Raw genomic sequence first — 24,547 nt, 5'->3', positions numbered from 1 at the left:
CTTGCGTTGGGGTCGGCCGCGGCGGCGGCTCAGTGCTGGCGCAGCACCTGGGCGACGGTCGCCACGTTGTGGGCCAGGTGCACGGGATTGATGGTTCCGACAATAGCACTGCCGACGCCTGGGTGGGCAAACAGCAGTTCGAAGCTGGCACGCACCGGATCGACTCCCGGACTCAGGCAGACATGCCCGCTGGCCAGGGCCTTCTTCACCAGGATCGCCTTGCCATGGGCCGCGGCATAGTCGAGCACCGGGCGCTCGGCCTGTTCGTTGAGATTGTAGGTGACCATCGCGCAATCGCCCTGTTCCAGGGCTTTCAGCCCGCCTTCCACGGTTTTTCCGGAAAAGCCGAAGCCGCGGATCTTGCCTTCCTGCTTGAGCAGGGCAAGGGTCTGGTAGACCTCCTCCTGTTCGAGGATGCGCAGGTCGTCGCCGTTGGAGTGGACCAGGACCAGGTCGATGGAGTCTGTTTCAAGGCGTTTCAGGCTGCGCTCGATGGAGCGGCGGGTGTGGTCCGCGCTGAAATCGAAGCGGGACTGGCCGTCCTCGAACTCTTCACCCACCTTGCTGACGATCACCCATTGATCGCGCTGGCCACGCAGCAGGGGGCCGAGACGCTCTTCACTGCGACCGTAGGCAGGCGCCGTGTCGATCAGGTTGATGCCCAGGTCGCGGGCCTGGGCGAGCAGCAGGCGGGCGCTTTCATCGTCGGGGATGGTGAAACCGTTGGGGTACTTGACCCCTTGGTCGCGACCCAGCTTGACGGTGCCCAGGCCCAGCGGTGAAACCGAAAGGCCGGTACTGCCCAGCGGGCGATGCAGGTCATGCAGGGTGGGCAGGGTCATGGCAGCAGGCGATCCCATTCAGGTTGGGCCAGGGGTGGCCTGGGCAGGTCGGGCAGGGCGGGGAAGCCGCCGGGCTTGATGCCGTCGCGGTCGAGGGCGTGCAACACGCGGTCGGCGAAATCCGGGGCGAGGGCCAGCTTGGTCGGCCAGCCGACCAGCAGATTGTGCTGGTCGGCGAGGAAGGCGTTGTCCGGACGGACCAGGCCGGATTGCGCCGGCTCGGCACGATCGACCCGCAGGGTGGCCCAGCGGACCTGGCTCATGTCGACCCACGGCAGCAGGCTGCCGACTTCCTTCCTTGCCGCGGCGATCTGCGCCTCCGGCTCGCGGGCCACGCCATCGGCTTCGGCGAGGTCGCCGCCGAGGTACCAGACCCACTGGCCGTCGGCTGCCGGGTGGGTGGTCACGGTAATGCGCGGCTTGGGGCCACCGCCCAGGCAGTGGGCGTACAGCGGCTTAAGGCTCGGGCCCTTGGCGATCACCATATGCAGCGGCCTGCGCTGCATCGCCGGCTGGCTCAGACCGAGGTCGGCGAGCAGTTCGGCAGTGCCGGCGCCGGCACTGAGGACGATGCGCCTGGCGCGGATTTCCCGCTCATCGACACGCAGGCCGATCAGTTCGTTGCCTTCGCGCAGGGGCTCGATGTGCTCGCCGGCGAGCAGGCTGTCGCCGGCCAGTTCCGCCAGGCGCTGCAGCAGGCTAGGCACGTCCACCACCAGTTCCGCCAGGCGATAGACCTTGCCCTTGAAGCCGCGATCCTGCAGGGCTGGCGGCAACTGGTCGCCCTTGACCTGGTCGACCCGGCCACGTACCGCCTTGCTGGCGAAGAAGCTGGTGAGGTTGCCGGCCAGGGTGCCGGGGGACCACAGGTAATGGGCGTCCGACAGCAGGCGCACACCGGACAGGTCCAGCTCGCCATTGCCGGCCAACGCCTCGCGCCAGCGCCGGGGCATGTCGGCGATGGCTTCCGAAGCGCCGGTCAGGGCGCCATGCAAGGCGTACTTGGCGCCGCCATGGATGATGCCCTGGGACTTGAGGGTCTGCCCGCCACCGACGCTGGCGCGCTCCACCAGCACCGTCGAGTAGCCCAAGCGCCGCAGCCGGGCGTTGAGCCAAAGACCCGCAACCCCCGCGCCGACGATCAGGACGTCGGTGGAAATGACCGATGACATGCAGTTACCTCAACAAGCTGGACAGGCGGGGAAGTATAAGCCTGTTGGGCGCTTTTCCGGCATCAATGCCCGGCGGTTTTCGAGAACAGCTGGATCACCACCACGCCGCTGACGATCAGGCCCATGCCCAGCACGGCCGGCAGGTCCAGTTTCTGGCCGTATATCACCAGGGCGACGATGCTGATCAGAACGATGCCCAGGCCCGACCAGATGGCGTAGGCGATGCCCACCGGAATGCTGCGCACTACGAGGGTCAACATCCAGAACGCCACGCCGTAACCGCACACCATCAGCAGCAACGGCAACGGGGTGCTCAGGCCCTTGACCGCTTTCATCGAAGCGGTGGCGATGACTTCGGCGCAGATGGCGATGGCGAGATAGGTGTAGGCATTCATGACTGGGCACTCCTCTGATGGCTCGCGCATTCTAGAACCTGGCCAGATGCGGTAAAGTCATTTCCTATCTGCCGTGGAGATAGGTTGCATGATTCAAGCGCAATGGAGTCTGGAGCAGGTCCGCCTGTTCGTCGAAGTGGCCGAGCAGCGTTCGTTTTCCGCCGTGGCGCGGGCGGCGGGGCGGGCGCAGTCGGCGGTGAGCAACGCCATCGCACTGCTCGAGACCGACCTCGGGCTGACCCTGTTCGAGCGCAGCAGCGGGCGTCAGCCACAGTTGACCGAAGCGGGAGCGGCGCTGCTAGAGGATGCCAAGGAGTTGCTGCGCCAGTGCGAGCGCCTTGAAGGGCGGGCCTCGGCGTTGATGCGCGGGCAGGAACCGCGCCTGCGCCTGGCCCAGGACGAGGCGATGCCTTATCCACCGGTGATCGAGAGCCTGGACGAGTTGTCGCTGCAGTTCCCGCTGCTGGAAGTACAACTGGCCAGCAGCGCCCAGGGCGATGTGGCGCGGCAACTGGTCGAACGGCGCGCGGACCTGGGCTTGATGTTCCATCACGAGCGGGTGCCCGATGCGCTGGAGCGTCGTGTGCTGGGCAGTATCGAGATGGTCACGGTGTGTCCCGTGGGGCATCCGCTGGCGACGGTGGGGCGGGTCAGTTGCGAGCATCTGGCGCGGCACCGGCAGTTGCTGGTCAACCCGCGGGACAGCGGCTATGCCGGGGGCGAGCCGGCCAGCCCGCTGGTCTGGCGCGCGGACAGTTTCTATGTGATGGCCGAACTGTTGCAGCGCGGCCTGGGATGGGCCTGGTTGCCGAGGCATGTGGTGCAGTACCCGGCTTATCAACAGCAGATGGTCGAGCTGGATTGCGAGTGGCGTCCGCCGGCGCTGGTGGTGGAACTGGCCTGGCGCCGGGACGAGCCGCTGGGGCCGGCGGCGCAGTGGTTGGCGGAAAGGTTTGCTGTGCATCTGCGGGAAATGGGGTGAGCTTTCGGGCCTCATCGCTGGCAAGCCAGCTCCCACAGGCCCTGTGGGAGCTGGCTTGCCAGCGATGAGGCCCTCAAGGGCAACAAAGAGGCACTGGCTGATGCTTCCTTGTAAACTCCCGCGCCATGAACAGAACTCTCTATACCCTGCTGTTTCACCTGGGCCTGCCGCTGGTTGCGCTGCGCCTGTTCCTGCGTGGGCGCAAGGCGCCGGCCTATCGCCAGCGTATTGGCGAGCGCTTCGCCATCGGCCTGCCGCCGCTCAAGCCCGGCGGTATCTGGGTCCACGCCGTGTCGGTGGGCGAAAGCATCGCCGCGGCGCCGATGATCCGTGGGCTGCTGGAGCGTTATCCACAGTTGCCGATCACGGTAACCTGCATGACCCCCACCGGCTCGGAACGGATCCGCGCGATGTTCGCCGGCGAACCGCGCATCCAGCACTGCTACCTGCCGTATGACCTGCCCTGGGCGGCGGCGCGTTTCCTCGACAAGGCGCGACCGCAGTTGGGCATCATCATGGAAACCGAGTTGTGGCCCAACCATATCCACCAATGCGCCAAGCGCGGGATTCCGATAGCCCTGGCCAACGCCCGGCTATCCGAGCGTTCGGCCCGGGGCTACGCGCGTTTTTCCGGGCTGACCCGGCCGATGCTGGAGGAAATGAGCCTGTTCGCCGTGCAGACCGAGGCCGAGGCCGAGCGCTTTCGCCAGTTGGGCGCGCGTCCGGCGACGGTGCAGGTGACCGGCTCGATCAAGTTCGATCTGAAGATCGACGAGCACCTGCTGCCGCGCGCCCGTGAGCTGCGCGGGCAGTGGGGAGCGACCCAGCGTCCCGTGTGGATTGCCGCCAGCACCCACGACGGCGAGGACGCGCTGATCCTGGCTGCGCACAAGCAATTGCTGGACGCCCATGCCGACGCGCTGTTGATCCTGGTGCCGCGGCATCCCGAGCGTTTCAACGCGGTCCATCAATTGTGTGCCGAACACTTCGCCACGGTGCGTCGTTCCACCGGCGCCGCGGTGGACGGGCAGACCCGGGTGCTGCTCGGCGACACCATGGGCGAATTGCTGTTCCTGTATGCCCTGGCCGATATCGCCTTCGTCGGCGGCAGCCTGGTGCCGACCGGTGGGCACAACCCGCTGGAGCCGGCGGCACTAGCCTTACCAGTGATCATGGGGCCCCATGTGTTCAACTTCCTGGAAATCAGCGCGATGTTGCGCGAGGCGGGAGCGTTGGAGCAGGTCGATGACGCCGAGGGCCTGGCGACCGAGGTGAGAAGGCTGATCGAGTTGCCGCGGGATGCGCGGAAGATGGGCGAGGCGGGCGTGGCTGTGATGCGGGCCAATCAGGGGGCTTTGCAGCGTTTGCTCGATGGTCTGGGGCTGCTTTGCAGCCCTTCGCGGGCAAGCCACGCTCCTACAGAAGTACGCGATTCTCTGTAGGAGCGTGGCTTGCCCGCGAAGGACCGCAAAGCGGTCCCACTGGGCCTCAAGGACGGCTGTCGAAATTGGCCTTGGCCGCCGCCGCCAGGTCGGGCGGCAGGAAGTCCTTGTCCGGGTTGTAGTCCGGCTTCAGGTAGCGCCCCAGGTCTTGCAGGTCCTGCGGGCTCAAGGTTCCGGCGGCCTGCTTCAGGCGCAGGTTGTCGAGGATGTAGTCGTAGCGGGTGTTGTTGTAGTCGCGCACCGAGGTGTACAGCTGGCGCTGTGCGTCGAGTACGTCGACGATGTTGCGCGTGCCCACCTGGTACCCGATTTCCGTGGCTTCCAGCGCGCTCTGGTTGGAAATGATCGACTGCTTGCGCGCCTGAACCTGTTCCACATCGGTGTTTACCGCGCGGTGCAGGTTGCGGGTGTTCTCCACCACTTGGCGGCGCAGGCTTTCGCGCTGCTGCTCGGTCTGGCTCAAGCGCTGGTAGGCCTCGCGCACCTGCGAGCTGGTCAGGCCGCCGCTGTAGATCGGGATATTCAACTGCAGGCCGATGCTGGTCTGCTCCACGTCGCCGCCATAGCGCTGCCCGGTGTAGTTCGGGTTGCTGAAGCCGAGGCTGTCGTTGTCACCCTTTTCGTAGCGCGCTACCGCATCGACGGTCGGGGCATGCCCGGCCTTGCGCTGGCGCAGGGTTTCCTCGGCGGCTTGAACGGCGTGGTTGGTCGCTTGCAGGTTGAGGTTCTGCTGGGTCGCGGTGTCCACCCAGGCCTTGGCATCGTTGGGGATCGGCACCTGCACCGGAAGTGTATGGACGATGCCCTGGATAGAGTTGTAGTCGCGGTTGGTCAGGGTCACGAGGGCTTCGAAGGCGTCGGCCACGCGGCGCTCGGCGATGATCCGGTTGGCCCGCGCGGTGTCGTAGCTGGCCTGGGATTGCAGTACGTCGGTCTTGTCCGAAAGGCCCACGTCGAAGCGCTCGTTGGACTGGTCGAGCTGGCGCTTGAAGGCTGCTTCCTCGGCCTTGGTCGAGGCCAGGTTGTCCTGGGCGCGCAGCACCGCAAAGTAATTCTCGGCGCTTTGCAGGATAAGGTTCTGCTCGGTGGCCGACAGCTCCAGGGCCGCCTGCTCGTTGACCGCTTCGGCTGCCTGCAACTGGAACCAGCGGTCGGCGCGGAAGATCGGCTGGGCCAGGGTCGCGCTCCAGGTGTTGCCGCTGCGGCTGGCAGTGATCGATGGCTGATCGATGCTGGTCCGGGTATTCATCATCTCGGCGCCGGCAGACAGGTTCGGCAGCAGGCCGGCACGGGCCTGGGGCACCACTTCGCGACGGGCGCCATAGTCGGCACGGGCGGCGGCGAGGTCGGCGTTGTTGCTGACGGCCTCGTTGTAAACGCTGACCAGGTCGGTTTTGCTCGACAGCGGCAAGTCTGCTGCCCAGGCCAATCCGTTGGAAGCACAAGACACGGCAAGCGCCAGTGAAAGTTTGCGCAGCATAGGGCGGTCCTTGAACGAAGAAGGTAATTCTGAACTTGCGAGTGTAGTTGCGCTGGCAGTTTGCAACAATCTGGCAATTGCGCCATTTGTCACGCTGGTGTCCAGAGTGTTGGCGTTTGTGCTCGCGCCGGTCTAGACTGCGCGAGTTCTTGTCGGGGTGCCTTGCGTTGAGGCTGAGATCGGAAATTCCGGATCCCGTTGAACCTGATCAGGTTAGCGCCTGCGTAGGGAACAAGATTGCTCGCTTCCCGCGAGCCCTCTTGTGCCGGGTCCGGGAATGTCGAGTCAGCCGCAGCAGGCCGCCAGACACCCCGCATTCTGCACAGCACCGCCCCAGGTGCATTCTCCGTGCCCCCCATCAGGTTCACTCCGACATCCAACCCGTCTGGAGAGCCTGTGATGAGCAAACAAGAAAAATACCCGTCCAACCTGAGCGAGTCCGCCCAGGTCGATCAGCAGTCCGTGCAACCCTTCACCCGTTCGCGCAAGGTGTATGTCGAGGGCTCGCGTCCGGACATCCGCGTGCCGATGCGGGAAATCAGCCTTGACGATACCCCCACCGACTTCGGCGGCGAGCCCAACGCCCCGGTGCTGGTGTACGACACCTCCGGCCCGTACACCGACCCTGATGTGGTGATCGATGTGCGCAAGGGCCTGGGCGACGTACGTTCGGCCTGGATCGACGACCGCGGCGACACCGAACGGCTCGACGGCCTGTCCTCCGACTTCGGCCAGCAGCGCCTGAACGACCCCGAGCTGACCAAGCTGCGCTTCGCCCACGTGCGCAACCCGCGCCGGGCCAAGGCCGGGGCCAACGTCAGCCAGATGCACTATGCGCGCAAGGGCATCATCACCGCCGAGATGGAATACGTTGCGCTGCGCGAAAACATGAAGCTGCAGGAAGCCCGTGCAGCCGGCCTGCTCGATCAGCAGCACGCCGGGCACAGCTTCGGCGCGAGCATTCCGAAGGAGATCACTCCCGAGTTCGTCCGCGAGGAAATCGCTCGCGGCCGCGCGATCATTCCGGCCAACATCAACCACGTGGAGCTGGAGCCGATGATCATCGGCCGCAACTTCCTGGTGAAGATCAACGGCAACATCGGCAACAGCGCCCTGGGCTCTTCCATCGAGGAAGAAGTGGCCAAGTTGACCTGGGGCATCCGCTGGGGCTCGGACACGGTCATGGATCTGTCCACCGGCAAGCACATCCATGAAACCCGCGAGTGGATCATCCGCAACTCGCCGGTGCCGATCGGCACCGTACCGATCTACCAGGCCCTGGAAAAGGTCAATGGCGTGGCCGAGGACCTGACCTGGGAATTGTTCCGCGACACCCTGATCGAACAGGCCGAGCAAGGCGTGGACTACTTCACCATCCACGCCGGCGTGCTGCTGCGCTACGTGCCGCTGACGGCCAAGCGGGTGACCGGCATCGTCAGCCGCGGCGGTTCGATCATGGCCAAGTGGTGCCTGGCGCATCACAAGGAGAACTTCCTCTATACCCACTTCGAAGAAATCTGCGAAATCATGAAGGCCTACGACGTCAGCTTCTCGCTGGGCGACGGCCTGCGTCCCGGCTCGATTGCCGACGCCAACGACGAAGCGCAGTTCGGCGAGCTGGAAACCCTTGGCGAACTGACCAAGATCGCCTGGAAGCATGACGTGCAGTGCATGATCGAAGGGCCCGGCCACGTGCCGATGCAACTGATCAAGGAAAACATGGACAAGCAGCTGGAATGCTGCGACGAGGCGCCGTTCTACACCCTCGGCCCGCTGACCACCGACATCGCGCCAGGCTACGACCACATCACCTCCGGCATCGGTGCCGCGATGATCGGTTGGTTCGGCTGCGCCATGCTCTGCTACGTCACGCCGAAGGAACACCTCGGCCTGCCGAACAAGGATGACGTCAAGACCGGGATCATCACCTACAAGATCGCCGCCCATGCGGCGGACCTGGCGAAAGGGCATCCGGGGGCGCAGATCCGTGACAACGCGTTGAGCAAGGCACGTTTCGAATTCCGCTGGGAAGACCAGTTCAACCTGGGCCTGGACCCGGACACCGCGCGCTCGTTCCACGACGAGACCCTGCCGAAGGACTCGGCCAAGGTCGCGCACTTCTGCTCCATGTGCGGGCCGAAGTTCTGCTCGATGAAGATCACCCAGGAAGTACGCGAATACGCCGCCAACCAGCGCATCGACGCGGTGGACGTGGCGGTCGAGGACGGCATGCGCGAGCAGGCCGAGCGGTTCCGCCAGGAAGGCAGCCAGTTGTACAAGAAAGTCTGAGGTGAACCGGGGCCGCCGAGGCGGCCCCGATCGCTGGCAAGCCAGCGATGAGGCCCTCGAAACCAACAAAAAAACGCCCGCCGAGACCCTATCGTGTCCCTACCCAGCAACTACTCCCCCGATTCCCCCGTCCCCGGCCACCAGCGCATCTTCGGCGCCCGTGACCTGTTCTCCCTGTGGTTCTCTCTCGGCATCGGCCTGATGGTCCTGCAGACCGGCGCGCTGCTGGCGCCGGGCCTGGGGCTGGCCGGGTCGATCCTGGCCATCGCCCTGGGCACCCTGGTCGGCGTTCTGCTGCTGGCCGCGGTTGGGGTGATCGGCAGCGACACCGGCCTTTCGGCCATGGCCGCCCTGCGCCTGAGCCTGGGCCGGCACGGCGCGGCGCTGCCGGCGGTGCTCAACCTGCTGCAACTGATCGGCTGGGGATCCTTCGAGATCATCGTCATGCGCGACGCCGCCAGCCTGCTTGGCGCGCAGTCATTCGGCGAAGGCAGCGTCTGGAACAGCCCGCTGCTGTGGACCCTGTTCTTCGGCGGTCTCGCTACCTTGCTGGCGGTCAGTGGTCCGCTGACCTTCGTGCGCCGCATCCTGCGCAAATGGGGGATCTGGCTGCTGCTTGGCGCCTGCCTGTGGCTGACCTGGAACCTGTTCGCCAAGGCCGACCTGTCCGCTCTGTGGACGAAGGCGGGCGACGGCACCCTGTCGCTGGCGGTGGGCTTCGACATCGCCATTGCCATGCCGCTGTCGTGGCTGCCTCTGATAGCCGACTACTCGCGCTTCGGCAAGCGCGCCAGCCGGGTTTTCGGCGGTACCGCGCTGGGCTTCTTCATCGGTAACTTCTGGCTGATGAGCCTGGGCGTGGCGTACACCCTGGCGTTCGCCCCGAGCGGTGAAGTCAACGCCTTGCTGCTGGCGTTGGCGGGTGCGGGCCTGGGTATTCCGCTGCTGCTGATCCTGCTCGACGAGTCGGAAAACGCCTTCGCCGATATCCATTCGGCGGCGGTGTCCAGCGGCCTGCTGCTACGCCTGAAGGTTGAGCACCTGGCGTTGGCGATCGGCGTGGTCTGCACCCTGATCGCCTGTTTCGCGCCGCTGGCGCAGTACCAGAACTTCCTGCTGCTGATCGGCTCGGTGTTTGCGCCGCTGTTCGGCGTGGTGCTGGTCGACCACTTCGTGCTGCGCCGGCGTCGCCTGCCGGCGCAGGTCGGTTCGCTGCATTTCGGCGCCGTGCTGGCATGGGCCGGCGGCGTGGCAACCTACCATCTGCTGGCGAACCATATGCCCGAGGTCGGTGCGACCCTGCCGGCCTTGCTGCTGGCAGGGGTGCTGCACGGGCTGTTCAGCTTCAGCCGCGGCCGGGGAACAGTTCCGGCTTGATCACACCATTGAGGCGCGGGTAGGGGATCTTCAGTTCGACGTGGCCCATGGCGTAGGGCGCAATGGTGTACACGTCGTACTTGAGCACCACCGCGCCGTAGGTCAGGGCGATGTTCGGGGTTTTCTGGAACGGCCAGTTCTTCACGAATTCCGGGTCCTGGTCCATCCTGGTCGAGATCAGCCAGCCGCGATGGGCCTCTTGCGCGGTTTTCCAGAACGTCTCTTCCTGGCCCGGAACCAGCATGTCCTGCAGGGTCAGGACCTTTTCCTGCTGGCGCGACCAGTTGATGAAGGCGCGGCCGGGGTTGCCGTGGGCGCCGCCGGTATCCAGGTAGCTGGACAGCTCGATGATCACCAGTCCGTCATGCTGCTCGCGTACCTTGGCTTGCAGATAGCTGCTGTTACGGCTCTGCGCCGAACGCAGGAAACTCTCTTCATAGGCCTTGAGCGAGGTCGGCAGCGGCCCGCCGGCGGCGGCGAACTGCAGCAGGCGACGCTCGATCACCGCGTCCAGTTGCGGCTGGGCCGGGAAGTGCAGGGTGTCGATGTTCACCAGCGGGCAATCGCTGGCGCTGCAACCGGGCTTGATGTGCTCCCAGGCTTCGCGCTTGACCTCCAGCGGCTTGCGCATGTTGGGCTGGAAAACGCTCTGGCAGGCCCCCAGGGCCAGGGCCAGTACGGCCACGGTAGTCAGTTTCGCAAGCGTCATGATGATCCTTCTGGAACGACGGTAATCGGCCTTGGACCGCCGGCATGGCAGTCGGTTCGCCGCTAACCTTGATTAGACAGACGGTGCCTATCCTCGCAGTCCTTGGGTTGACTTGAAAGAGGGTGAAAGCCGAGGGTACGCGGGGTAGGATGGCGCGAAGCCACAAGCCCGAAGTTGAATGTGACGTTGTAGATAGAGGCATCGAGGATTTCCATGACAGACAACTCCAGCACCGTTCCAGCCGCCGTCGAAATCGTCCAGCGCGACACCTGCTTCCAGGGTTTCTATCGCCTCGACCGGGTACGCCTGCGGCATGAGCTGTTCGCCGGTGGCATGGGCCGGGAGATCAGCCGGGAACTGTTCGTGCGCCACGATGCGGTGTGCGTCCTGCCCTATGATCCGCAGCGCGACGAAGTGGTGCTGATCGAGCAGTTCCGCGTCGGCGCCCTGGGCAAGACCGCCAATCCCTGGCTGGTGGAACTGGTCGCCGGTCTGATCGACAAGGACGAACAGCCGGAAGAAGTTGCGCACCGCGAGGCGCAGGAGGAAGCTGGGCTGACCTTCTCCGCGCTGTGGCCGATGACCCGGTATTTCCCGTCACCCGGTGGCAGCGACGAGTTGGTCCATTTGTACCTCGGTCGTTGCAGCAGCGAGGGGGCTGGCGGGCTGCATGGCCTGGAAGAAGAGGGCGAGGATATCCGCGTGCGGGTCTGGGCATTCGAAGATGCCTTGCAAGCCGTGCGCGACGGGCTGATTGCCAATGCGGCGTCGATCATCGCCTTGCAGTGGCTGGCCTTGAACCGCGATGAAGTCAGGGGGATGTGGTCGTGAATCTTGTGCGTGAACGCTATCGGGTCGATTTGGTTGGCTTGCAGGCTGCCTGCGAGGCGAACTATGCACGCCTGATGCGTTTGCTCCCGGCGATGCGCACCTCCCTGGAGTCACGGCGCATCGGCATGACCCAGGGCGACCAGATGCTTGGCGTGCTGACCCTGGAAGTGCTGCAGGCCTGCCCCTACACCACCACCCTGCGCGTGCGCCAGGAGCACAGCCTGCCGTGGCTGCCGGTACCGCAACTGGAAGTGCAGGTCTATCACGACGCCCGCATGGCCGAGGTGGTCAGCGCCGAGCACGCCCGACGGTTCCGCAGTGTCTATCCCTACCCCAATGCGGCGATGCATCAGCCGGACGAAAAGGCCCAGCTCAACCTGTTCCTCGGCGAGTGGCTGAGCCACTGCCTGGCCTGCGGTCACGAACTCGAAGCGGTTCGCTGAAATGTGACGGGGGTCTTGGTGGCGGTTTGATCCTCCGATCCTTCCCCACCATAATCGTGCAGATTCCCCCAAGGAGACGGTCCCTTGCCGCACGCAACCCTCTCATCCAGTGCCCCGGTCCGGCTGGTGCAGCTTTCTGACAGTCATCTGTTCGCCGATGGCGAGGGTTCCCTGCTGGGCATGAATACCCGTGACAGCCTGCAACGGGTCATCGACCAGGTGCTCACCGAACAGCCGCGTATCGACCTGGTGCTGGCCACCGGTGATCTGTCCCAGGATGGCAGCGAGGCGTCCTACCGGCAGTTTCGCGAGATGACCGCGGTGCTCGGAGCACCGACACGCTGGCTGGCCGGCAACCACGACGAGCCACTGCCGATGGAGCGGGTGGCGGCAGGCACCGATCTGCTGGAGGCGGTCACCGATATCGGCAAGTGGCGCGTGATCATGCTCGACTCGTCGATTCCCGGCAGCGTGCCGGGGCGTCTGGAAGCCGATCAACTGCAACTGCTCGACCAGGCCCTGGGCAGCGCCGATGGCCGTCACTGCCTGGTGTGCCTGCATCATCAGCCCATCTCCATCGACTGCGCCTGGATGGCGCCCATCGGCTTGCGCAATCCCGAGGCACTGTTCGCCGCCATCGCACCTTATCCACAGGTGCGGGCGCTGCTTTGGGGGCACATTCACCAGGAGTGGGACCAGCATCTCGACGGGCGCCGGCTATTGGCCTCGCCGTCCACCTGCATCCAGTTCGAGCCGCGCAGCGAGGATTTCAAGGTCGATGAACAGCGTACGCCCGGCTACCGCTGGCTGGCCCTGCATGACGATGGTCGCCTGGAAACCGGCGTCTCGCGCCTTGGCGATTTCGCCTTCGACCTGGACTACGGTAACGGCTACTGAAGCACCGCGTAATCTCTAAAGCTGAATCATTTCCCTCTTATCAGGCTAAACTGCGCGTCTTTGTGCCCGTCACTCGCGGGCATTTCAGGAAATCCGGGGGCGGAATGTCGGGCTCGATCCTTTATATCCATGGTTTGAACAGCTCGCCTGGCTCGATGAAGGCCAGCCAGTTGCTGGCGGTCATGCAGCGCATTGGGCTTGCCGGGCAACTGCGGATACCGGCGCTGCATCACCATCCGCGCCAGGCCATCGCCCAGCTCGAAGCCGACATTGCCGAACTGGGCCGGCCGTTGCTGGTCGGTAGTTCCCTCGGCGGCTACTATGCGACTCACCTGGCCGAACGGCATGGGTTGAAGGCGCTGCTGATCAACCCGGCGGTCAATCCGCACCAGTTGTTCGACGGCTACCTGGGCACCCAGACCAACCACTACACCGGCGAGACCTGGGAACTGACCCACGATCACGTCGAGGCCCTGGCGGCGCTGGAAGTACCGCCGCCGCAGGATGCCGCGCGTTACCAGGTATGGCTGCAGACCGGCGACGAAACCCTTGATTATCGCCGCGCCGAACGTTTCTACCGGGCCTGTGCCCTGCGTATCGAAGCCGGTGGAGACCACAGCTTCCAGCGCTTCGCCCTGCATCTGCCAGCGCTGTTGTCCTACGCAGGCATTGATGCGAAGGCGTATCAGGACCTGGATTTTTCTGTATTTTGATTGCTTATTTTCACCCACGAACGACGACGAGAACCCATGGCCAATCCCAGCGCTAGCGCCTATAACGCAGACGCCATCGAAGTCCTCTCGGGGCTTGACCCGGTACGCAAGCGTCCGGGCATGTACACCGACACCAGCCGCCCCAACCACCTGGCCCAGGAAGTCATCGACAACAGTGTCGACGAAGCCCTGGCCGGCCATGCCCGTTCGGTCCAGGTGATCCTTCACGCCGACCATTCCCTTGAAGTCAGCGACGACGGTCGCGGCATGCCGGTGGATATCCACCCCGAAGAGGGCGTATCCGGGGTCGAGTTGATCCTCACCAAGCTGCACGCCGGCGGCAAGTTCTCCAACAAGAACTACCAGTTTTCCGGCGGTCTGCACGGCGTCGGCATCTCGGTGGTCAACGCCCTGTCGACCCAGGTCCGGGTGCGGGTCAAGCGTGATGGCAACGAGTACCAGATGACCTTCGCCGACGGCTTCAAGGCCAGCGAGCTGGAAGTCATCGGCAGCGTCGGCAAGCGCAACACCGGGACCAGCGTGTATTTCTCCCCGGATCCGAAGTATTTCGATTCCGCGAAGTTCTCCGTCAGCCGCCTCAAGCACGTGCTCAAGGCCAAGGCCGTACTGTGCCCGGGCCTGTCGGTCACCTTCGAGGACAAGAGCACCGGCGAGAAAGTCGAATGGCATTACGAAGACGGCCTGCGCTCCTACCTGGTCGACTCGGTCAGCGAATTCCAGCGCCTGCCGGACGAGCCGTTCTGCGGCAGCCTGGCCGGTAACAAGGAGGCCGTGGACTGGGCCCTGCTGTGGCTGCCCGAGGGTGGCGACAGCATCCAGGAAAGCTACGTCAACCTGATTCCTACCGCCCAGGGCGGTACCCACGTCAACGGCCTGCGCCAGGGCCTGCTGGACGCGATGCGCGAGTTCTGCGAGTTCCGCAACCTGTTGCCCCGTGGCGTCAAGCTGGCGCCGGAAGACGTCTGGGAGCGCATCACCTTCGTCCTTTCGATGAAGATGCAGGAGCCGCAATTCTCCGGGCAGACCAAGGAACGCCTGTCCTCCCGCGAAGCCGCCGCCTTCGTCTCCGGTGTGGTGAAAGACGCGTTCAGCCTGTGGCTCAACGCCCATCCCGAGCTGGGCATGCAACTGGCCGAGCTGGCCATCAGCAACGCCGGCCGTCGCCTCAAGGCAAGCAAGAAGGTCGAGCGCAAGCGCGTCACCCAGGGCCCGGCGCTGCCAGGCAAGCTGGCGGATTGCGCGGGCCAGGACCCGATGCGCGCCGAGCTGTTCCTGGTCGAGGGCGACTCTGCCGGTGGTTCGGCCAAGCAGGCGCGGGACAAGGAATACCAAGCGATCCTGCCGCTGCGCGGCAAGATCCTCAACACCTGGGAAGTGGATGGCGGCGAAGTCCTCGCCAGCCAGGAAGTGCACAACATCGCCGTGGCCATCGGCGTCGACCCGGGTGCCACCGACCTGAGCCAGCTGCGCTACGGCAAGATCTGCATCCTCGCCGACGCCGACTCCGACGGCCTGCACATCGCCACCTTGCTCTGCGCCCTGTTCGTCCAGCATTTCCGTCCGCTGGTCGAGGCCGGGCACGTTTATGTGGCGATGCCGCCGCTGTACCGCATCGACCTGGGCAAGGAAATCTACTACGCCCTGGATGAAGCCGAGCGTGACGGCATCCTCGACCGCCTGGTGGCCGAGAAGAAGCGTGGCAAGCCGCAGGTCACCCGATTCAAGGGCCTCGGCGAGATGAACCCGCCGCAACTGCGCGAAACCACCATGGACCCGAACACCCGGCGCCTGGTCCAGCTGACCCTCGACGACTTCGAGCAGACCCGCGAAATCATGGACATGCTCCTGGCCAAGAAGCGCGCGGGCGATCGCAAGTCCTGGCTTGAAAGCAACGGCAACCTGGCCGAGGTCATGGCTTGATCCGTGGCTTGCTCGTGGCGCTGCTGGCCCTGTCCGCAGCGCCGGCCATGGCCGACCCGTGGCCGGAGCTGACCCTGCTCGGCGAGCATCCGGTCGAAGGCATGCGCGGCGGCAACCTCTCGGGGCTGGCGCAGTGCAACGGGACCTTGTGGACCATTTCCGACCGCGATGACGACCTGGTCTACAGGCTCGATACCACCAGCCATGTATGGCAGGCGCTGGGCGAGCCGCTGGCGGCGCCAGCCGTGCCGGATCCCGGCTTCCCGCTGGGTTGCGTTCGCGGCAATGGGCGGCTTCGCTGGTGCGTGGCGGCGAACTGGACTTCGAGGGCATCAGCTGTGATGCGGCCGGCAACCGCTACATCGTCAGCGAAGCCTACGCTGCGGTGCTAGAGGTGCCGGTGCAAGGCGAGCCGAACTGGCTGAAGATCGATCCGGCGATGATCCGTCAGGCCCGGGCCAGCGGCATGCTCCTGCACTTCAACGCCTTGTTCGAAGGCCTTGCCGTCAGCCCGGCCGGCGACCGCCTGTGGCTAGCTGCCGAGCGCGAGCGCCGCGGCCTGTTGCTGGTCAACCGCAAGCAGAGCACCTGGACCTGTGGCGACGCTTGCGTCCTGCTTAGCGAGGCCGGCACCGAGATGCAGCCGGACCAGTTTCCCAAGGCCCGCGAGGTGTCGCGGGACTTTTCCGACCTGGCACTGTTCGAGGGCAAGCTGTTCACCCTGGAACGCAACGCCTACCGCATCTGCCGTCGTGACGCCCAGGGCGGGCAGGTGGAGCGCTGCTGGTCATTTGCCGGCGAAGCCTTGACCGAACAGCGGCAATACAGCCAGCCCTACGGCCTGGCCGAGGCCCTGGTGATCGACGCCGAAGGTGCCTGGATCGGTATCGACAACAACAACGGCACCCGCGCCGATGGCGAGGACCGCCCGATCGTCTGGCGTTTCGCCGCGCCGAAAGGCGGCTGGAGCGCGAAGAAATGAGCCAGACCCCTGGCCAGCGCATCGGGCGGGTGTTCATGGTTCTGGCCTGGGCGGCTGGCCTGTTCCTTGCCACGCGCTTTTTCGGCGCGTGGGAAGACCGGCAGGTCAATCCCAACAGCCAGATCACCTCGCAACATGGTGACGGTTTCGTCGAGGTGCGCCTGGCCAGCAATGGCCAGGGGCATTTCGTCGCCGACGGCCTGATCAACGGTCAGGCCGTGCATTTCCTGCTGGATACCGGGGCCACCGATGTCGCGATTCCCGAGGCCCTGGCGCGGGACTTCGGCCTGCAGCGCGGAGCATCGGTAACCTTGAGCACCGCCAATGGCCGCACCGAGGGCTACCGCACGCGGCTGGACAGCGTGCAACTGGGCGATATCCTGCTGCGCGATGTCCGCGCCCTGGTGGTCCCCGGCCTCGATGACAGCCAGGTATTGCTGGGCATGAGTGCCCTGAAACAACTTGAATTCACCCAGCGCGGCGGCACCTTGCTGCTGCGCCAGACCTTGAACTGATGAGGCCCGCATGAGCGACTCCCTTGATCTGAGCCTCGATGGCGTAGAGCGCCGGTCACTGGCCGACTTCACCGAACAGGCCTACCTCAACTATTCCATGTACGTGATCATGGACCGGGCCCTGCCGCATATCGGCGACGGCCTGAAGCCGGTGCAGCGGCGCATCGTCTATGCCATGAGCGAACTGGGCCTGGATGCCGACTCCAAGCACAAGAAGTCGGCGCGTACCGTCGGTGACGTGCTCGGTAAATTCCACCCCCACGGCGACTCGGCCTGCTATGAAGCCATGGTGCTGATGGCACAGCCCTTCAGCTATCGCTACACCCTGGTCGATGGCCAGGGTAACTGGGGTGCGCCGGACGACCCGAAGTCCTTCGCGGCCATGCGCTACACCGAGGCGCGCCTATCGCGCTATTCCGAAGTGCTGCTCAGCGAGCTGGGCCAGGGCACGGCTGACTGGGTGCCGAACTTCGACGGTACCCTCGAAGAACCAGCCGTGTTGCCCGCACGATTGCCGAATATCCTCCTCAATGGCACCACCGGTATCGCCGTGGGCATGGCCACCGACGTACCGCCGCACAACCTGCGGGAAGTCGCCAGCGCCTGCGTGCGCCTGCTCGACGAGCCTAAAGCCACCATCGAGCAGCTGTGCGAGCACATCCAGGGCCCGGACTATCCGACCGAAGCGGAAATCATCACCCCGCGCGCCGAACTGCTGAAGATCTACGAAAGCGGTCGCGGCTCGATCCGCATGCGTGCCGTCTATCGCATCGAGGACGGCGATATCGTCGTTACCGCGCTGCCGCACCAGGTCTCCGGGGCCAAGGTGCTGGAGCAGATCGCCGCACAGATGCAGGCCAAGAAACTGCCGATGGTCGCCGACCTGCGTGACGAGTCCGACCACGAGAACCCGTGCCGCATCGTCATCATCGCCCGTTCCAACCGGGTCGATCTGGACGAACTGATGCAGCACCTGTTCGCTACCACCGACCTGGAGTCGAGCTACCGAGTCAACGTCAACATCATTGGCCTCGATGGCCGGCCGCAATTGAAGAACCTGCGGGCCCTGCTGCTGGAGTGGCTGGAGTTCCGCATCGCTACCGTTCGTCGGAGGCTGAAGTTCCGTCTCGACAAGGTCGAGCGCCGCCTGCACCTGTTGGACGGCTTGCTGGTCGCCTTCCTCAACCTGGACGAAGTGATCCACATCATCCGCACCGAAGACCAGCCCAAGCAGGCGCTGATCGCCCGCTTCGAGCTGACCGAGACCCAGGCTGACTACATCCTCGAAACCCGTCTGCGCCAGTTGGCGCGACTGGAAGAGATGAAGATCCGCAGCGAGCAGGAAGAACTGCTGAAAGAGCAGGCCAGGTTGCTGGCCCTGCTGGGCAGCGACAGCAAGCTGCGCAAGCTGGTGCGTAGCGAGCTGATCAAGGATGCGGAAACCTACGGCGATGACCGTCGTTCGCCGATCGTCGCCCGTGCCGAGGCCAAGGCCCTGTCGGAAAACGAGCTGATGCCGACCGAGCCGGTCACTGTCGTTCTGTCGGAAAAAGGCTGGGTGCGCTGTGCCAAGGGGCACGATATCGATGCCACCGGCCTGGCCTACAAGGCGGGTGATGGCTTCAAGGTGGCAGCGGCAGGGCGATCCAACCAGTTCGCCGTGTTCATCGATTCCACCGGGCGCAGCTATTCGCTTCCTGCTCACAAGCTGCCAGGGGCACGGGGCCACGGCGAGCCGCTTACCGGTCATCTGAAACCGCCACCTGGCGCGGTTTTTGAATGCGTGCTGATGCCGGACGACGAGGCGCTGTACGTGGTCGCTTCCGACGCAGGCTACGGTTTCGTGGTCAAGGGCGAGGATTTGCAGGCCAAGGTGACGGCCGGCAAAGCCCTGCTCAGCCTGCCCAACGGCGCCAAGGTGCTGGCGCCGCGGCCGGTTTCCGACCGCGAGCAGAACTGGCTGGCCGCGGTGACCACCGAAGGCCGCCTGCTGGTGTTCAAGATCAGCGACCTGCCGCAACTGGGCAAGGGCAAGGGCAACAAGATCATCGGCATACCCGGTGATCGGGTGGCCACTCGTGAAGAATATGTCACCGACATGGCAGTACTCTCCGACGGGGCGACCCTTGTATTGCAGGCCGGCAAGCGTACCCTGTCACTCAAGGGCGAGGACCTGGAGCACTACAAGGGTGAACGCGGCCGTCGGGGCAACAAGCTGCCGCGTGGCTTCCAGCGGGTCGATGCGTTGCTGGTCGAGACTCCCGAGTAGTACGAAAACACGCCCGGATACGGTAATTTCCTACACGTTCCGGGCGTAAATACTGGAGTCAGAGCGTGTTTTCGCGGATGATAGCCCCCCTGTGGCGCCGGCGTGGCCGGGTGCCCGACTGAAATCATGAGTATCACTGCGGTGCCGTGTGGTGGCCGCCTGGATGGGATGATGACTTTTCTGCGCCTTCCATTTGTTCTTCTGCTGACCGGCGTGCTCGGCCTGGCAGGGTGCAGCATGCACCAGCCGGTTGCGCTGTATCAGCTCGACAGCGGCGAGCCGGGCCAGCCTAAGCAGGCGGCCGGCATGTCGGTGGTGCTGGGGCCGGTATCGGTCGCCGATTACCTGCAACGCGAGACCCTGCTGCAACGTCAGAGCGACGGCAGCCTGACTGCGGCGACGGACGGTCGCTGGGCAGGCAGCCTGTCGGCGGATATCGATCAGTTGCTGGTTCGCCAGCTGGCCTGGCGCCTGGACAGCCAGCGTGTGGTCCTGGCCCCGGCCAGCACCGGCTTCAACCCGGATGTACAGGTATTGCTGTCGATCACCCGCCTGGATTCCGGGGCGAACCAACCGGCGGTCCTCGATGCGCAATGGCGCTTGCTGGACCGTCGTGGCCAAGTGCGGGACAACCGCATCGTGCACCTCGAACAGCCGCACGCGGGCAGTTCGGCGGCGCAGGTCCAGGCCCAGGGCCAGTTGCTGCAGAAGCTGGCCGAGCAACTGAGCACTGCGCTCAAGCCATTGGCCAACCAGCCGGCGCTGGCGGAAGAGGCGCCGGCGAAGAAACCGGCGGCACCTGTTCAGGTACGCAAGGAGCCGGAGAAGCCAAAGATTCCCATGGCTTCGCCGATTCGTACCGATATGGAAGTGTTCCGCTTCTGAGCCACGACGATCAGCGTTCGCCGGCTCAGTCTGGCTGGAACGGCGATTCGCTGAGGATCACTCCGGTTTCATCCACATAGCGTTGCCACTCTTGCAGCAGGGTGCGCAGCTTGTCCGGCTGCTCCCGGGCGAGGTCGTGAATCTCTCCCGGATCCCGGCCCAGGTCGTACAACTGCCAGGTTGCCGGGCCCACCGGCCCCGGGATGTACACCGCCTTCCATTGGCCCTGGCGAATCGCCCTGCGGCCGAACAGCTCCCAGCCCGTCACGGTGTGCTGATCATGCACCTGGGCGGTTTCGCCCGAGAGAAAGCCCAGCCAGGACTTGCCCCGCAGCGGTGCGACATCGCGCCCGTGCCAGCGCTTGCCGGGGTGGCGCACGCCGGCAAGGTCGAGCAGGGTCGGGGTGATGTCCATCACCGTGCCGAAACCGTGGCTGATCTGCCCCTTGAGCGGCAGTTGCGGGTAATGCAGCAGCGCCGGCACGCGAATCCCGCCCTGGGTGGTGAACGCCTTGAACAGCCGCGACGGCGCGGTGGCCGCCTGGGCCCAGGCCGGGCCGTACCAGACGTAGGAGTTGGCCCGGCCGATGTTCTCCAGGCGGTTGTCGTAGTGCTGGTTGAGGTAGGTCAAAAGCTCCGGGCCGAACTTGGGGAAGGCTTCCAGCAGCGCGCCCTCGGCGCCGTTGTCTGACATGAACAGGATCAGGGTGTTGTCCAGTTGGCCCTGCTGGCGCAGGTAGTCCACCACCCGGCCGATGTTCCAGTCCATGCGCTCGACCATCGCCGCATACACCTCCATGGCCCGCGCCGACAGCTGCCGTTGCTCATCGCTGAGAGCATCCCACTCGGCGTTGAGGTTGAGCAGCGGATGGGGCTCGACTTCGCTATCGATCAGGCCCAGGGCCTTGAGTTTTTCCAGGCGCTCGCGGCGCAGCACCTCGGGGCCGGCGTCATAGCGGCCGCGGTATTTGGCGACAATCTCCTCGGGTGCCTGCAGCGGCCAATGAGGTGCCGAGAACGGCAGGTAGGCGAAGAACGGCCGGCTCTGGTCGCGCTCTTTCAGGTACTGCAGGAGCTTGTCGCCGAATGCATCGGAGGAATAGAAATCCGCCGGCAGTTCATCGATGAAACGGTCGTCCTCGATGTACAGCGCCGGGGTCGATTTCAGCAGCCCGGGCGTGTGTTCGTCGTAGGTCGGCTCGAAGCCGTAGTGGTTGGCCGCCCCTGGCAGCAGCGAGAACGAACGCTCGAAACCCCGGGCATGGGGCGCGCGCTCGGCGGTCAGGCCCAGGTGCCATTTGCCGCTCATCAGGGTCTGGTAGCCGGCTTCGCGCAATAGCTCTGGCAGGGCCACCACGCGGTCGTTGAGGTAGCCCTCGTAGCCCGGCTTGCCGATCAGTTCCGGGGTCAGGGCTTCGGCCATGGTGCCGATCCCTGCAATGTGGTGGTCGGTGCCGGTGAGCAGCATGGAGCGGGTCGGCGAGCAAGTCGGGGCCGTATGGAAATCGGTCAGGCGCAGGCCATTGAAGGCCAGGGCATCGAGGTTCGGCGTGGCGATCTCGCCACCGAAGGCGCCGAGGTCGGAGAAACCCAGGTCGTCGGCCAGGATCACCAGAAAGTTGGGGCGTTGCGTCATCGCGGCACTCCTGTTCAGCAGGCAATGAAGGTCAAGGGCAGGTCGCGGATCTGCACCGGCGGCGGGGCCTGGTAGTGATCGTCGCTGGTCAGTTCGTGGAGCAGTTCTTCGCGCAGTTGGTGAAAGTCGAAACCGCTGCGCTGGCGCGGGTGTGGCAGGTTCACCTGAACCACGTGCTTGATCCGTCCCGGGCGCGGCTCCATCACCACCACCCGATCGGCCAGGAAAATCGCTTCCTCGACATCGTGGGTCACCAGCACCGTGGTGATTCTGGCCCGCTCGCGAATTGCCAGCAGTTCGTCCTGCATCTGCTGGCGGGTCAGGGCGTCGAGCGCGCCGAAGGGCTCGTCCAGCAGCAGGATGCGCGGGCTGGCCACCAGCCCGCGGGCAATCGCCACCCGCTGCGCCATACCGCCGGAAAGCTGATGGGGATAGGCCCGGGCAAAGTCCTTGAGCCCAACCAGCTCGATGAAATCGCCGATCCGCCGCTGGTGTTCGGCGGCGCTCAACGGCTCGTTGACCAGGCCCAGGCCGATGTTCTCGGCCACGGTCAGCCAGGGGAACAGGCGATGCTCCTGGAACACGATGCCGCGTTCACTGCCGATGCCGCTGACCCGTTGGCCGTCGACCCGGATTTCGCCGCGGAACTCGGTGTCCAGGCCGATCAGCAGGCGCAGCAGGGTGGACTTGCCACAGCCGCTGGAGCCGACGATGGCGACGAATTCGCCCTCGGCGATGTCCAGGTTGAATTCGCGGATCGCCTCCACCTCGCCACCGGCGACGGCGAAGGTCTTGCCCACGTGATTGAAACTGACCAGGGGTGCGTTCATGCGTGTCTCCAGCGGGTAGCGCGGGTTTCGAGTTGTAGGCCCAGGCGATTGAGCAGGGCCCCGGTCAAGCCCACCAGGAGCATGCCGGCCATGATCAGGTCCATGCGCAGCAGTTGCTGGGCACTGATCATCTGACTGCCTATGCCGCCATTGGAGGGCATGAAGTATTCCGCGCCGATGGTGCCCATCCAGGCGTAGATCAGGCTGATGCGCAGGCCGGCGAAGATGCCCGGCGCCGCACCGGGCAACACCAGCCGGCGCAGCCGTTGCCAGAGGTTCAGGCGCAGCACCTGGGCGGCTTCGGCCAGTTGCGGCGAGAGCTGGGCGACGCTGCGCTGGGTGGCGATGAACAGCGGGAAGAACGCGGCCATGGCGACGAACACCCACTTGGCCAGTTCCCCCAGGCCGAACCAGGCGGTGAGCAGCGGTACCCAGGCGAAAATGGCGATCTGGCGGAGGGCGGCCAGGGTCGGTCCCAGCAGCCGTTCAGCGAGGCGCGACATTCCCAGCAGCAAGCCCAGGGCCAGGCCCAGCCCGCCGCCGAGGGCAAGGCCGCCAAGGGCGCGCCCCAGGCTCAGCCCCATGCCCCTCAGCAGGCTGCCGTCGCGCAGGCCGTCGACAGTGGTGCTTAGTACCAGCAGCGGACTGACCAGAATATTGGCGTCCACCCACTGCCCTGCGCTTGCCAGCTGCCACAGGGCCAGCAAGGCCAGGGGCAGCAGCCAGGGTTGCAGGCGCTGCCAGCCCTGATAGCGCGGACCACGGCCCAGGGCGGCGGTGGCCGGGTGCGGCCAGTGCACCAGTGTGCGGTCGAGCCAGCCGATACCGCGGTCCATGCCCACGCCGAGTACGCCGATCACCAGGATGCACACGAACACGATGTCCAGCATGAACAACTGGCGTGCCCAGACCATCAGGTAGCCGATGCCTTCGCTGGAGGCGAGCAGTTCCACCGCCAGCAGCGAGGTCCAGCCGGTGGCCAGGGCCAGGCGCACGCCGGCCATGAACGCCGGCAGCGCGGCGGGCAGCACCAGGCGCCGGATCAGCAGCGCGGGAGGCAGGCGCAGCACTGCGGCAGCTTCCCGCAGCCTGGGCTGGGCGTCGCGCACGCCCACCAGGGTGTGCACGGTCACGGGAACCACCACGGCTTTGACCAGCACGACCAGCTTGAGCATTTCGTCGATGCCGAAAAACACCATGAACAGCGGAATCCAGGCCAGGGTCGGAATCTGCGCCAAGGCGGCGAAGGTGGGGTAAACCAGTCGCTCCAGGCGCCGGCTGAAGCCCAGCGCCCCACCCAGCAGGGCGCCGGCGGCAATGCCCGCAAGGACGCCCCAGGCCAGGCGCTGCAGGCTGATCGCCAAATGACTCCACAGATCGCCCCGGCCCAGCTCCAGGGCGCTGCTCCAGACCAGCGCCGGGGCCGGCAGGATCTGCTCGCTCATCCACAGGTTGCGGCTGGCCAGCCACCACAAAACGAACAGGCTCAGGGGCAGCAGCCAGGGCAGCAGGCGCTGATGGATGGCGGGCCAGCCCGGGCGTCCGTTGGACGGTGCCGCCAAGGGCAGGCTGAGCAGGGAAACACGGGCCATGGATGACCTCCGTCGTCGGGTTCTGCATGGCATGGAACGATGGCGTAGGCGCTGGGCCTGCGGGCCTCCTGGCCGGCAGGGCGGCGCCTACGGTTTATTCGTTATGCTTCTAGTAAAGTTCTTATCGATACTATTAAGAGATAAGAAAAGCCATTTAAGGCTTCTTTACCGACACGCATCCAATGCATTTGAAGAATATTTTTCATGTGTCTCCTGCATATCCTCGGAGGCGTCCGTGATAGCTGGTTTATTCAATATGGTTATTAAAATGTGAACTTATAGTATTTAAATGTTTGTCGATTTCGTGCCTACCTTCTGCTCCTCA

General features: G+C 65.0%; 20 protein-coding genes, 1 pseudogene and 1 riboswitch. Of the genes and pseudogenes, 13 read left to right on the top strand and 8 right to left on the bottom strand.

Features of this window, described 5'->3' with window-relative positions; all coding sequences use genetic code 11:
• Positions 1-29 precede the first annotated feature (29 nt).
• From CSV86_RS23230 to CSV86_RS23220, 3 genes are all read right to left on the bottom strand, one after another.
• Complete coding sequence (locus CSV86_RS23230) at positions 30-842, bottom strand: aldo/keto reductase (RefSeq protein WP_009399403.1); 813 nt, start codon at positions 840-842, stop codon at positions 30-32.
• Entirely contained in the window at positions 839-2,014 is a 1,176-nt protein-coding gene (locus CSV86_RS23225) for an NAD(P)/FAD-dependent oxidoreductase (protein WP_009399405.1), read from the bottom strand. Before CSV86_RS23225 ends, CSV86_RS23230 begins: the two co-directional genes overlap by 4 nt.
• A 62-nt stretch (positions 2,015-2,076) precedes the next feature.
• A complete protein-coding gene (locus CSV86_RS23220) occupies positions 2,077-2,409 on the bottom strand; it encodes a DMT family transporter (protein WP_009399408.1) in 333 nt (110 codons plus the stop codon).
• Positions 2,410-2,500: 91 nt separating this feature from the next.
• Here CSV86_RS23220 and CSV86_RS23215 point away from each other — a divergent pair, with 91 nt between their 5' ends.
• Positions 2,501-3,391 (top strand): LysR family transcriptional regulator, encoded by an 891-nt coding sequence (locus CSV86_RS23215; RefSeq protein WP_085982843.1) that lies wholly within the window; start codon positions 2,501-2,503, stop codon positions 3,389-3,391.
• 125 nt (positions 3,392-3,516) lie between these two features.
• On the top strand, positions 3,517-4,833 hold the full coding sequence (waaA, locus tag CSV86_RS23210) for a lipid IV(A) 3-deoxy-D-manno-octulosonic acid transferase (protein WP_009399508.1): 1,317 nt from the start codon (positions 3,517-3,519) through the stop codon (positions 4,831-4,833).
• A 46-nt stretch (positions 4,834-4,879) separates the two neighbouring features.
• On the opposite strand, the gene CSV86_RS23205 is transcribed toward waaA, so the two are convergent.
• Positions 4,880-6,313, bottom strand: a complete 1,434-nt coding sequence (locus tag CSV86_RS23205; protein WP_009399510.1) for a TolC family outer membrane protein — start codon at positions 6,311-6,313, stop codon at positions 4,880-4,882.
• A gap of 143 nt (positions 6,314-6,456) precedes the next feature.
• A riboswitch (TPP riboswitch) is annotated at positions 6,457-6,561 on the top strand.
• 151 nt (positions 6,562-6,712) lie between these two features.
• On the opposite strand from CSV86_RS23205, the gene thiC reads away from it, so the two are divergent.
• Positions 6,713-8,602, top strand: a complete 1,890-nt coding sequence (thiC, locus tag CSV86_RS23200; protein WP_009399511.1) for a phosphomethylpyrimidine synthase ThiC — start codon at positions 6,713-6,715, stop codon at positions 8,600-8,602.
• Between the two features lie 93 nt (positions 8,603-8,695).
• A complete protein-coding gene (gene cytX, locus CSV86_RS23195) occupies positions 8,696-9,979 on the top strand; it encodes a putative hydroxymethylpyrimidine transporter CytX (protein WP_009399512.1) in 1,284 nt (427 codons plus the stop codon).
• On the opposite strand, the gene CSV86_RS23190 is transcribed toward cytX, so the two are convergent.
• Positions 9,948-10,688: an RsiV family protein gene (locus tag CSV86_RS23190; RefSeq protein ID WP_009399513.1), complete on the bottom strand. Its 741-nt coding sequence runs from the start codon at positions 10,686-10,688 to the stop codon at positions 9,948-9,950. The two genes, cytX and CSV86_RS23190, sit on opposite strands and share 32 nt — an antisense overlap.
• Positions 10,689-10,901: 213 nt before the next feature.
• Between CSV86_RS23190 and CSV86_RS23185 the strand changes: the two genes are divergently transcribed.
• From CSV86_RS23185 to CSV86_RS23145, 9 genes and pseudogenes are all read left to right on the top strand, one after another.
• Positions 10,902-11,519 (top strand): NUDIX domain-containing protein, encoded by a 618-nt coding sequence (locus CSV86_RS23185; RefSeq protein WP_009399514.1) that lies wholly within the window; start codon positions 10,902-10,904, stop codon positions 11,517-11,519.
• On the top strand, positions 11,510-11,962 hold the full coding sequence (locus CSV86_RS23180) for a DUF1249 domain-containing protein (RefSeq protein WP_009399515.1): 453 nt from the start codon (positions 11,510-11,512) through the stop codon (positions 11,960-11,962). Before CSV86_RS23185 ends, CSV86_RS23180 begins: the two co-directional genes overlap by 10 nt.
• Before the next feature lie 84 nt (positions 11,963-12,046).
• Positions 12,047-12,859: a 3',5'-cyclic-AMP phosphodiesterase gene (gene cpdA, locus CSV86_RS23175; protein WP_009399516.1), complete on the top strand. Its 813-nt coding sequence runs from the start codon at positions 12,047-12,049 to the stop codon at positions 12,857-12,859.
• Positions 12,860-12,963: 104 nt separating this feature from the next.
• The gene (locus tag CSV86_RS23170; RefSeq protein ID WP_009399517.1) at positions 12,964-13,572 is read left to right on the top strand and encodes a YqiA/YcfP family alpha/beta fold hydrolase; all 609 of its coding nucleotides are present in this window, start codon (positions 12,964-12,966) and stop codon (positions 13,570-13,572) included.
• 36 nt (positions 13,573-13,608) lie between these two features.
• Positions 13,609-15,513, top strand: a complete 1,905-nt coding sequence (gene parE, locus CSV86_RS23165) for a DNA topoisomerase IV subunit B (protein ID WP_009399518.1) — start codon at positions 13,609-13,611, stop codon at positions 15,511-15,513.
• Positions 15,510-16,495: pseudogene (locus CSV86_RS23160) on the top strand (esterase-like activity of phytase family protein). Before parE ends, CSV86_RS23160 begins: the two are co-directional and overlap by 4 nt.
• Positions 16,492-17,010 carry a retropepsin-like aspartic protease family protein gene (locus tag CSV86_RS23155; protein WP_009399520.1) on the top strand — a complete coding sequence of 173 codons (519 nt, stop codon included), beginning with the start codon at positions 16,492-16,494 and terminating at the stop codon, positions 17,008-17,010. The pseudogene CSV86_RS23160 and the gene CSV86_RS23155 overlap by 4 nt, the downstream one beginning before the upstream one ends.
• A 10-nt stretch (positions 17,011-17,020) precedes the next feature.
• The gene (parC, locus tag CSV86_RS23150; RefSeq protein ID WP_009399521.1) at positions 17,021-19,279 is read left to right on the top strand and encodes a DNA topoisomerase IV subunit A; all 2,259 of its coding nucleotides are present in this window, start codon (positions 17,021-17,023) and stop codon (positions 19,277-19,279) included.
• A 171-nt stretch (positions 19,280-19,450) separates the two neighbouring features.
• Complete coding sequence (locus tag CSV86_RS23145; protein ID WP_009399522.1) at positions 19,451-20,164, top strand: PqiC family protein; 714 nt, start codon at positions 19,451-19,453, stop codon at positions 20,162-20,164.
• A 25-nt stretch (positions 20,165-20,189) separates the two neighbouring features.
• Here CSV86_RS23145 and CSV86_RS23140 read toward each other — a convergent pair whose 3' ends face one another.
• Genes CSV86_RS23140 through CSV86_RS23130 form a run of 3 tightly spaced genes read right to left on the bottom strand, consistent with a single transcriptional unit; the run spans position 20,190 to position 24,222 of the window.
• Positions 20,190-21,800 (bottom strand): arylsulfatase, encoded by a 1,611-nt coding sequence (locus tag CSV86_RS23140; RefSeq protein ID WP_009399523.1) that lies wholly within the window; start codon positions 21,798-21,800, stop codon positions 20,190-20,192.
• Between the two features lie 14 nt (positions 21,801-21,814).
• A complete protein-coding gene (locus CSV86_RS23135) occupies positions 21,815-22,630 on the bottom strand; it encodes an ABC transporter ATP-binding protein (protein WP_009399524.1) in 816 nt (271 codons plus the stop codon).
• On the bottom strand, positions 22,627-24,222 hold the full coding sequence (locus CSV86_RS23130; RefSeq protein WP_009399525.1) for an ABC transporter permease: 1,596 nt from the start codon (positions 24,220-24,222) through the stop codon (positions 22,627-22,629). Before CSV86_RS23130 ends, CSV86_RS23135 begins: the two co-directional genes overlap by 4 nt.
• Positions 24,223-24,547: the final 325 nt, after the last annotated feature.

The sequence above is a fragment of the Pseudomonas bharatica CSV86 genome (assembly GCF_000319305.2).
Taxonomy (GTDB): domain Bacteria; phylum Pseudomonadota; class Gammaproteobacteria; order Pseudomonadales; family Pseudomonadaceae; genus Aquipseudomonas; species Aquipseudomonas bharatica.
This window is presented reverse-complemented; position numbering and strand designations above follow the sequence as displayed.

What these genes read in the sequence shown, in the direction of transcription:
- CSV86_RS23230 (WP_009399403.1), bottom strand. Translation starts at nt 842, where the DNA reads ATGACCCTGCCCACCCTGCATGACCTGCATCGCCCGCTGGGCAGTACC.
- parE (WP_009399518.1), top strand. Translation starts at nt 13,609, where the DNA reads ATGGCCAATCCCAGCGCTAGCGCCTATAACGCAGACGCCATCGAAGTC.
- CSV86_RS23140 (WP_009399523.1), bottom strand. Translation starts at nt 21,800, where the DNA reads ATGACGCAACGCCCCAACTTTCTGGTGATCCTGGCCGACGACCTGGGT.
- CSV86_RS23225 (WP_009399405.1), bottom strand. Translation starts at nt 2,014, where the DNA reads ATGTCATCGGTCATTTCCACCGACGTCCTGATCGTCGGCGCGGGGGTT.
- CSV86_RS23185 (WP_009399514.1), top strand. Translation starts at nt 10,902, where the DNA reads ATGACAGACAACTCCAGCACCGTTCCAGCCGCCGTCGAAATCGTCCAG.
- thiC (WP_009399511.1), top strand. Translation starts at nt 6,713, where the DNA reads ATGAGCAAACAAGAAAAATACCCGTCCAACCTGAGCGAGTCCGCCCAG.
- waaA (WP_009399508.1), top strand. Translation starts at nt 3,517, where the DNA reads ATGAACAGAACTCTCTATACCCTGCTGTTTCACCTGGGCCTGCCGCTG.
- parC (WP_009399521.1), top strand. Translation starts at nt 17,021, where the DNA reads ATGAGCGACTCCCTTGATCTGAGCCTCGATGGCGTAGAGCGCCGGTCA.
- CSV86_RS23155 (WP_009399520.1), top strand. Translation starts at nt 16,492, where the DNA reads ATGAGCCAGACCCCTGGCCAGCGCATCGGGCGGGTGTTCATGGTTCTG.
- CSV86_RS23130 (WP_009399525.1), bottom strand. Translation starts at nt 24,222, where the DNA reads ATGGCCCGTGTTTCCCTGCTCAGCCTGCCCTTGGCGGCACCGTCCAAC.
- CSV86_RS23145 (WP_009399522.1), top strand. Translation starts at nt 19,451, where the DNA reads ATGACTTTTCTGCGCCTTCCATTTGTTCTTCTGCTGACCGGCGTGCTC.
- CSV86_RS23205 (WP_009399510.1), bottom strand. Translation starts at nt 6,313, where the DNA reads ATGCTGCGCAAACTTTCACTGGCGCTTGCCGTGTCTTGTGCTTCCAAC.
- CSV86_RS23190 (WP_009399513.1), bottom strand. Translation starts at nt 10,688, where the DNA reads ATGACGCTTGCGAAACTGACTACCGTGGCCGTACTGGCCCTGGCCCTG.
- CSV86_RS23170 (WP_009399517.1), top strand. Translation starts at nt 12,964, where the DNA reads ATGTCGGGCTCGATCCTTTATATCCATGGTTTGAACAGCTCGCCTGGC.
- CSV86_RS23135 (WP_009399524.1), bottom strand. Translation starts at nt 22,630, where the DNA reads ATGAACGCACCCCTGGTCAGTTTCAATCACGTGGGCAAGACCTTCGCC.
- CSV86_RS23220 (WP_009399408.1), bottom strand. Translation starts at nt 2,409, where the DNA reads ATGAATGCCTACACCTATCTCGCCATCGCCATCTGCGCCGAAGTCATC.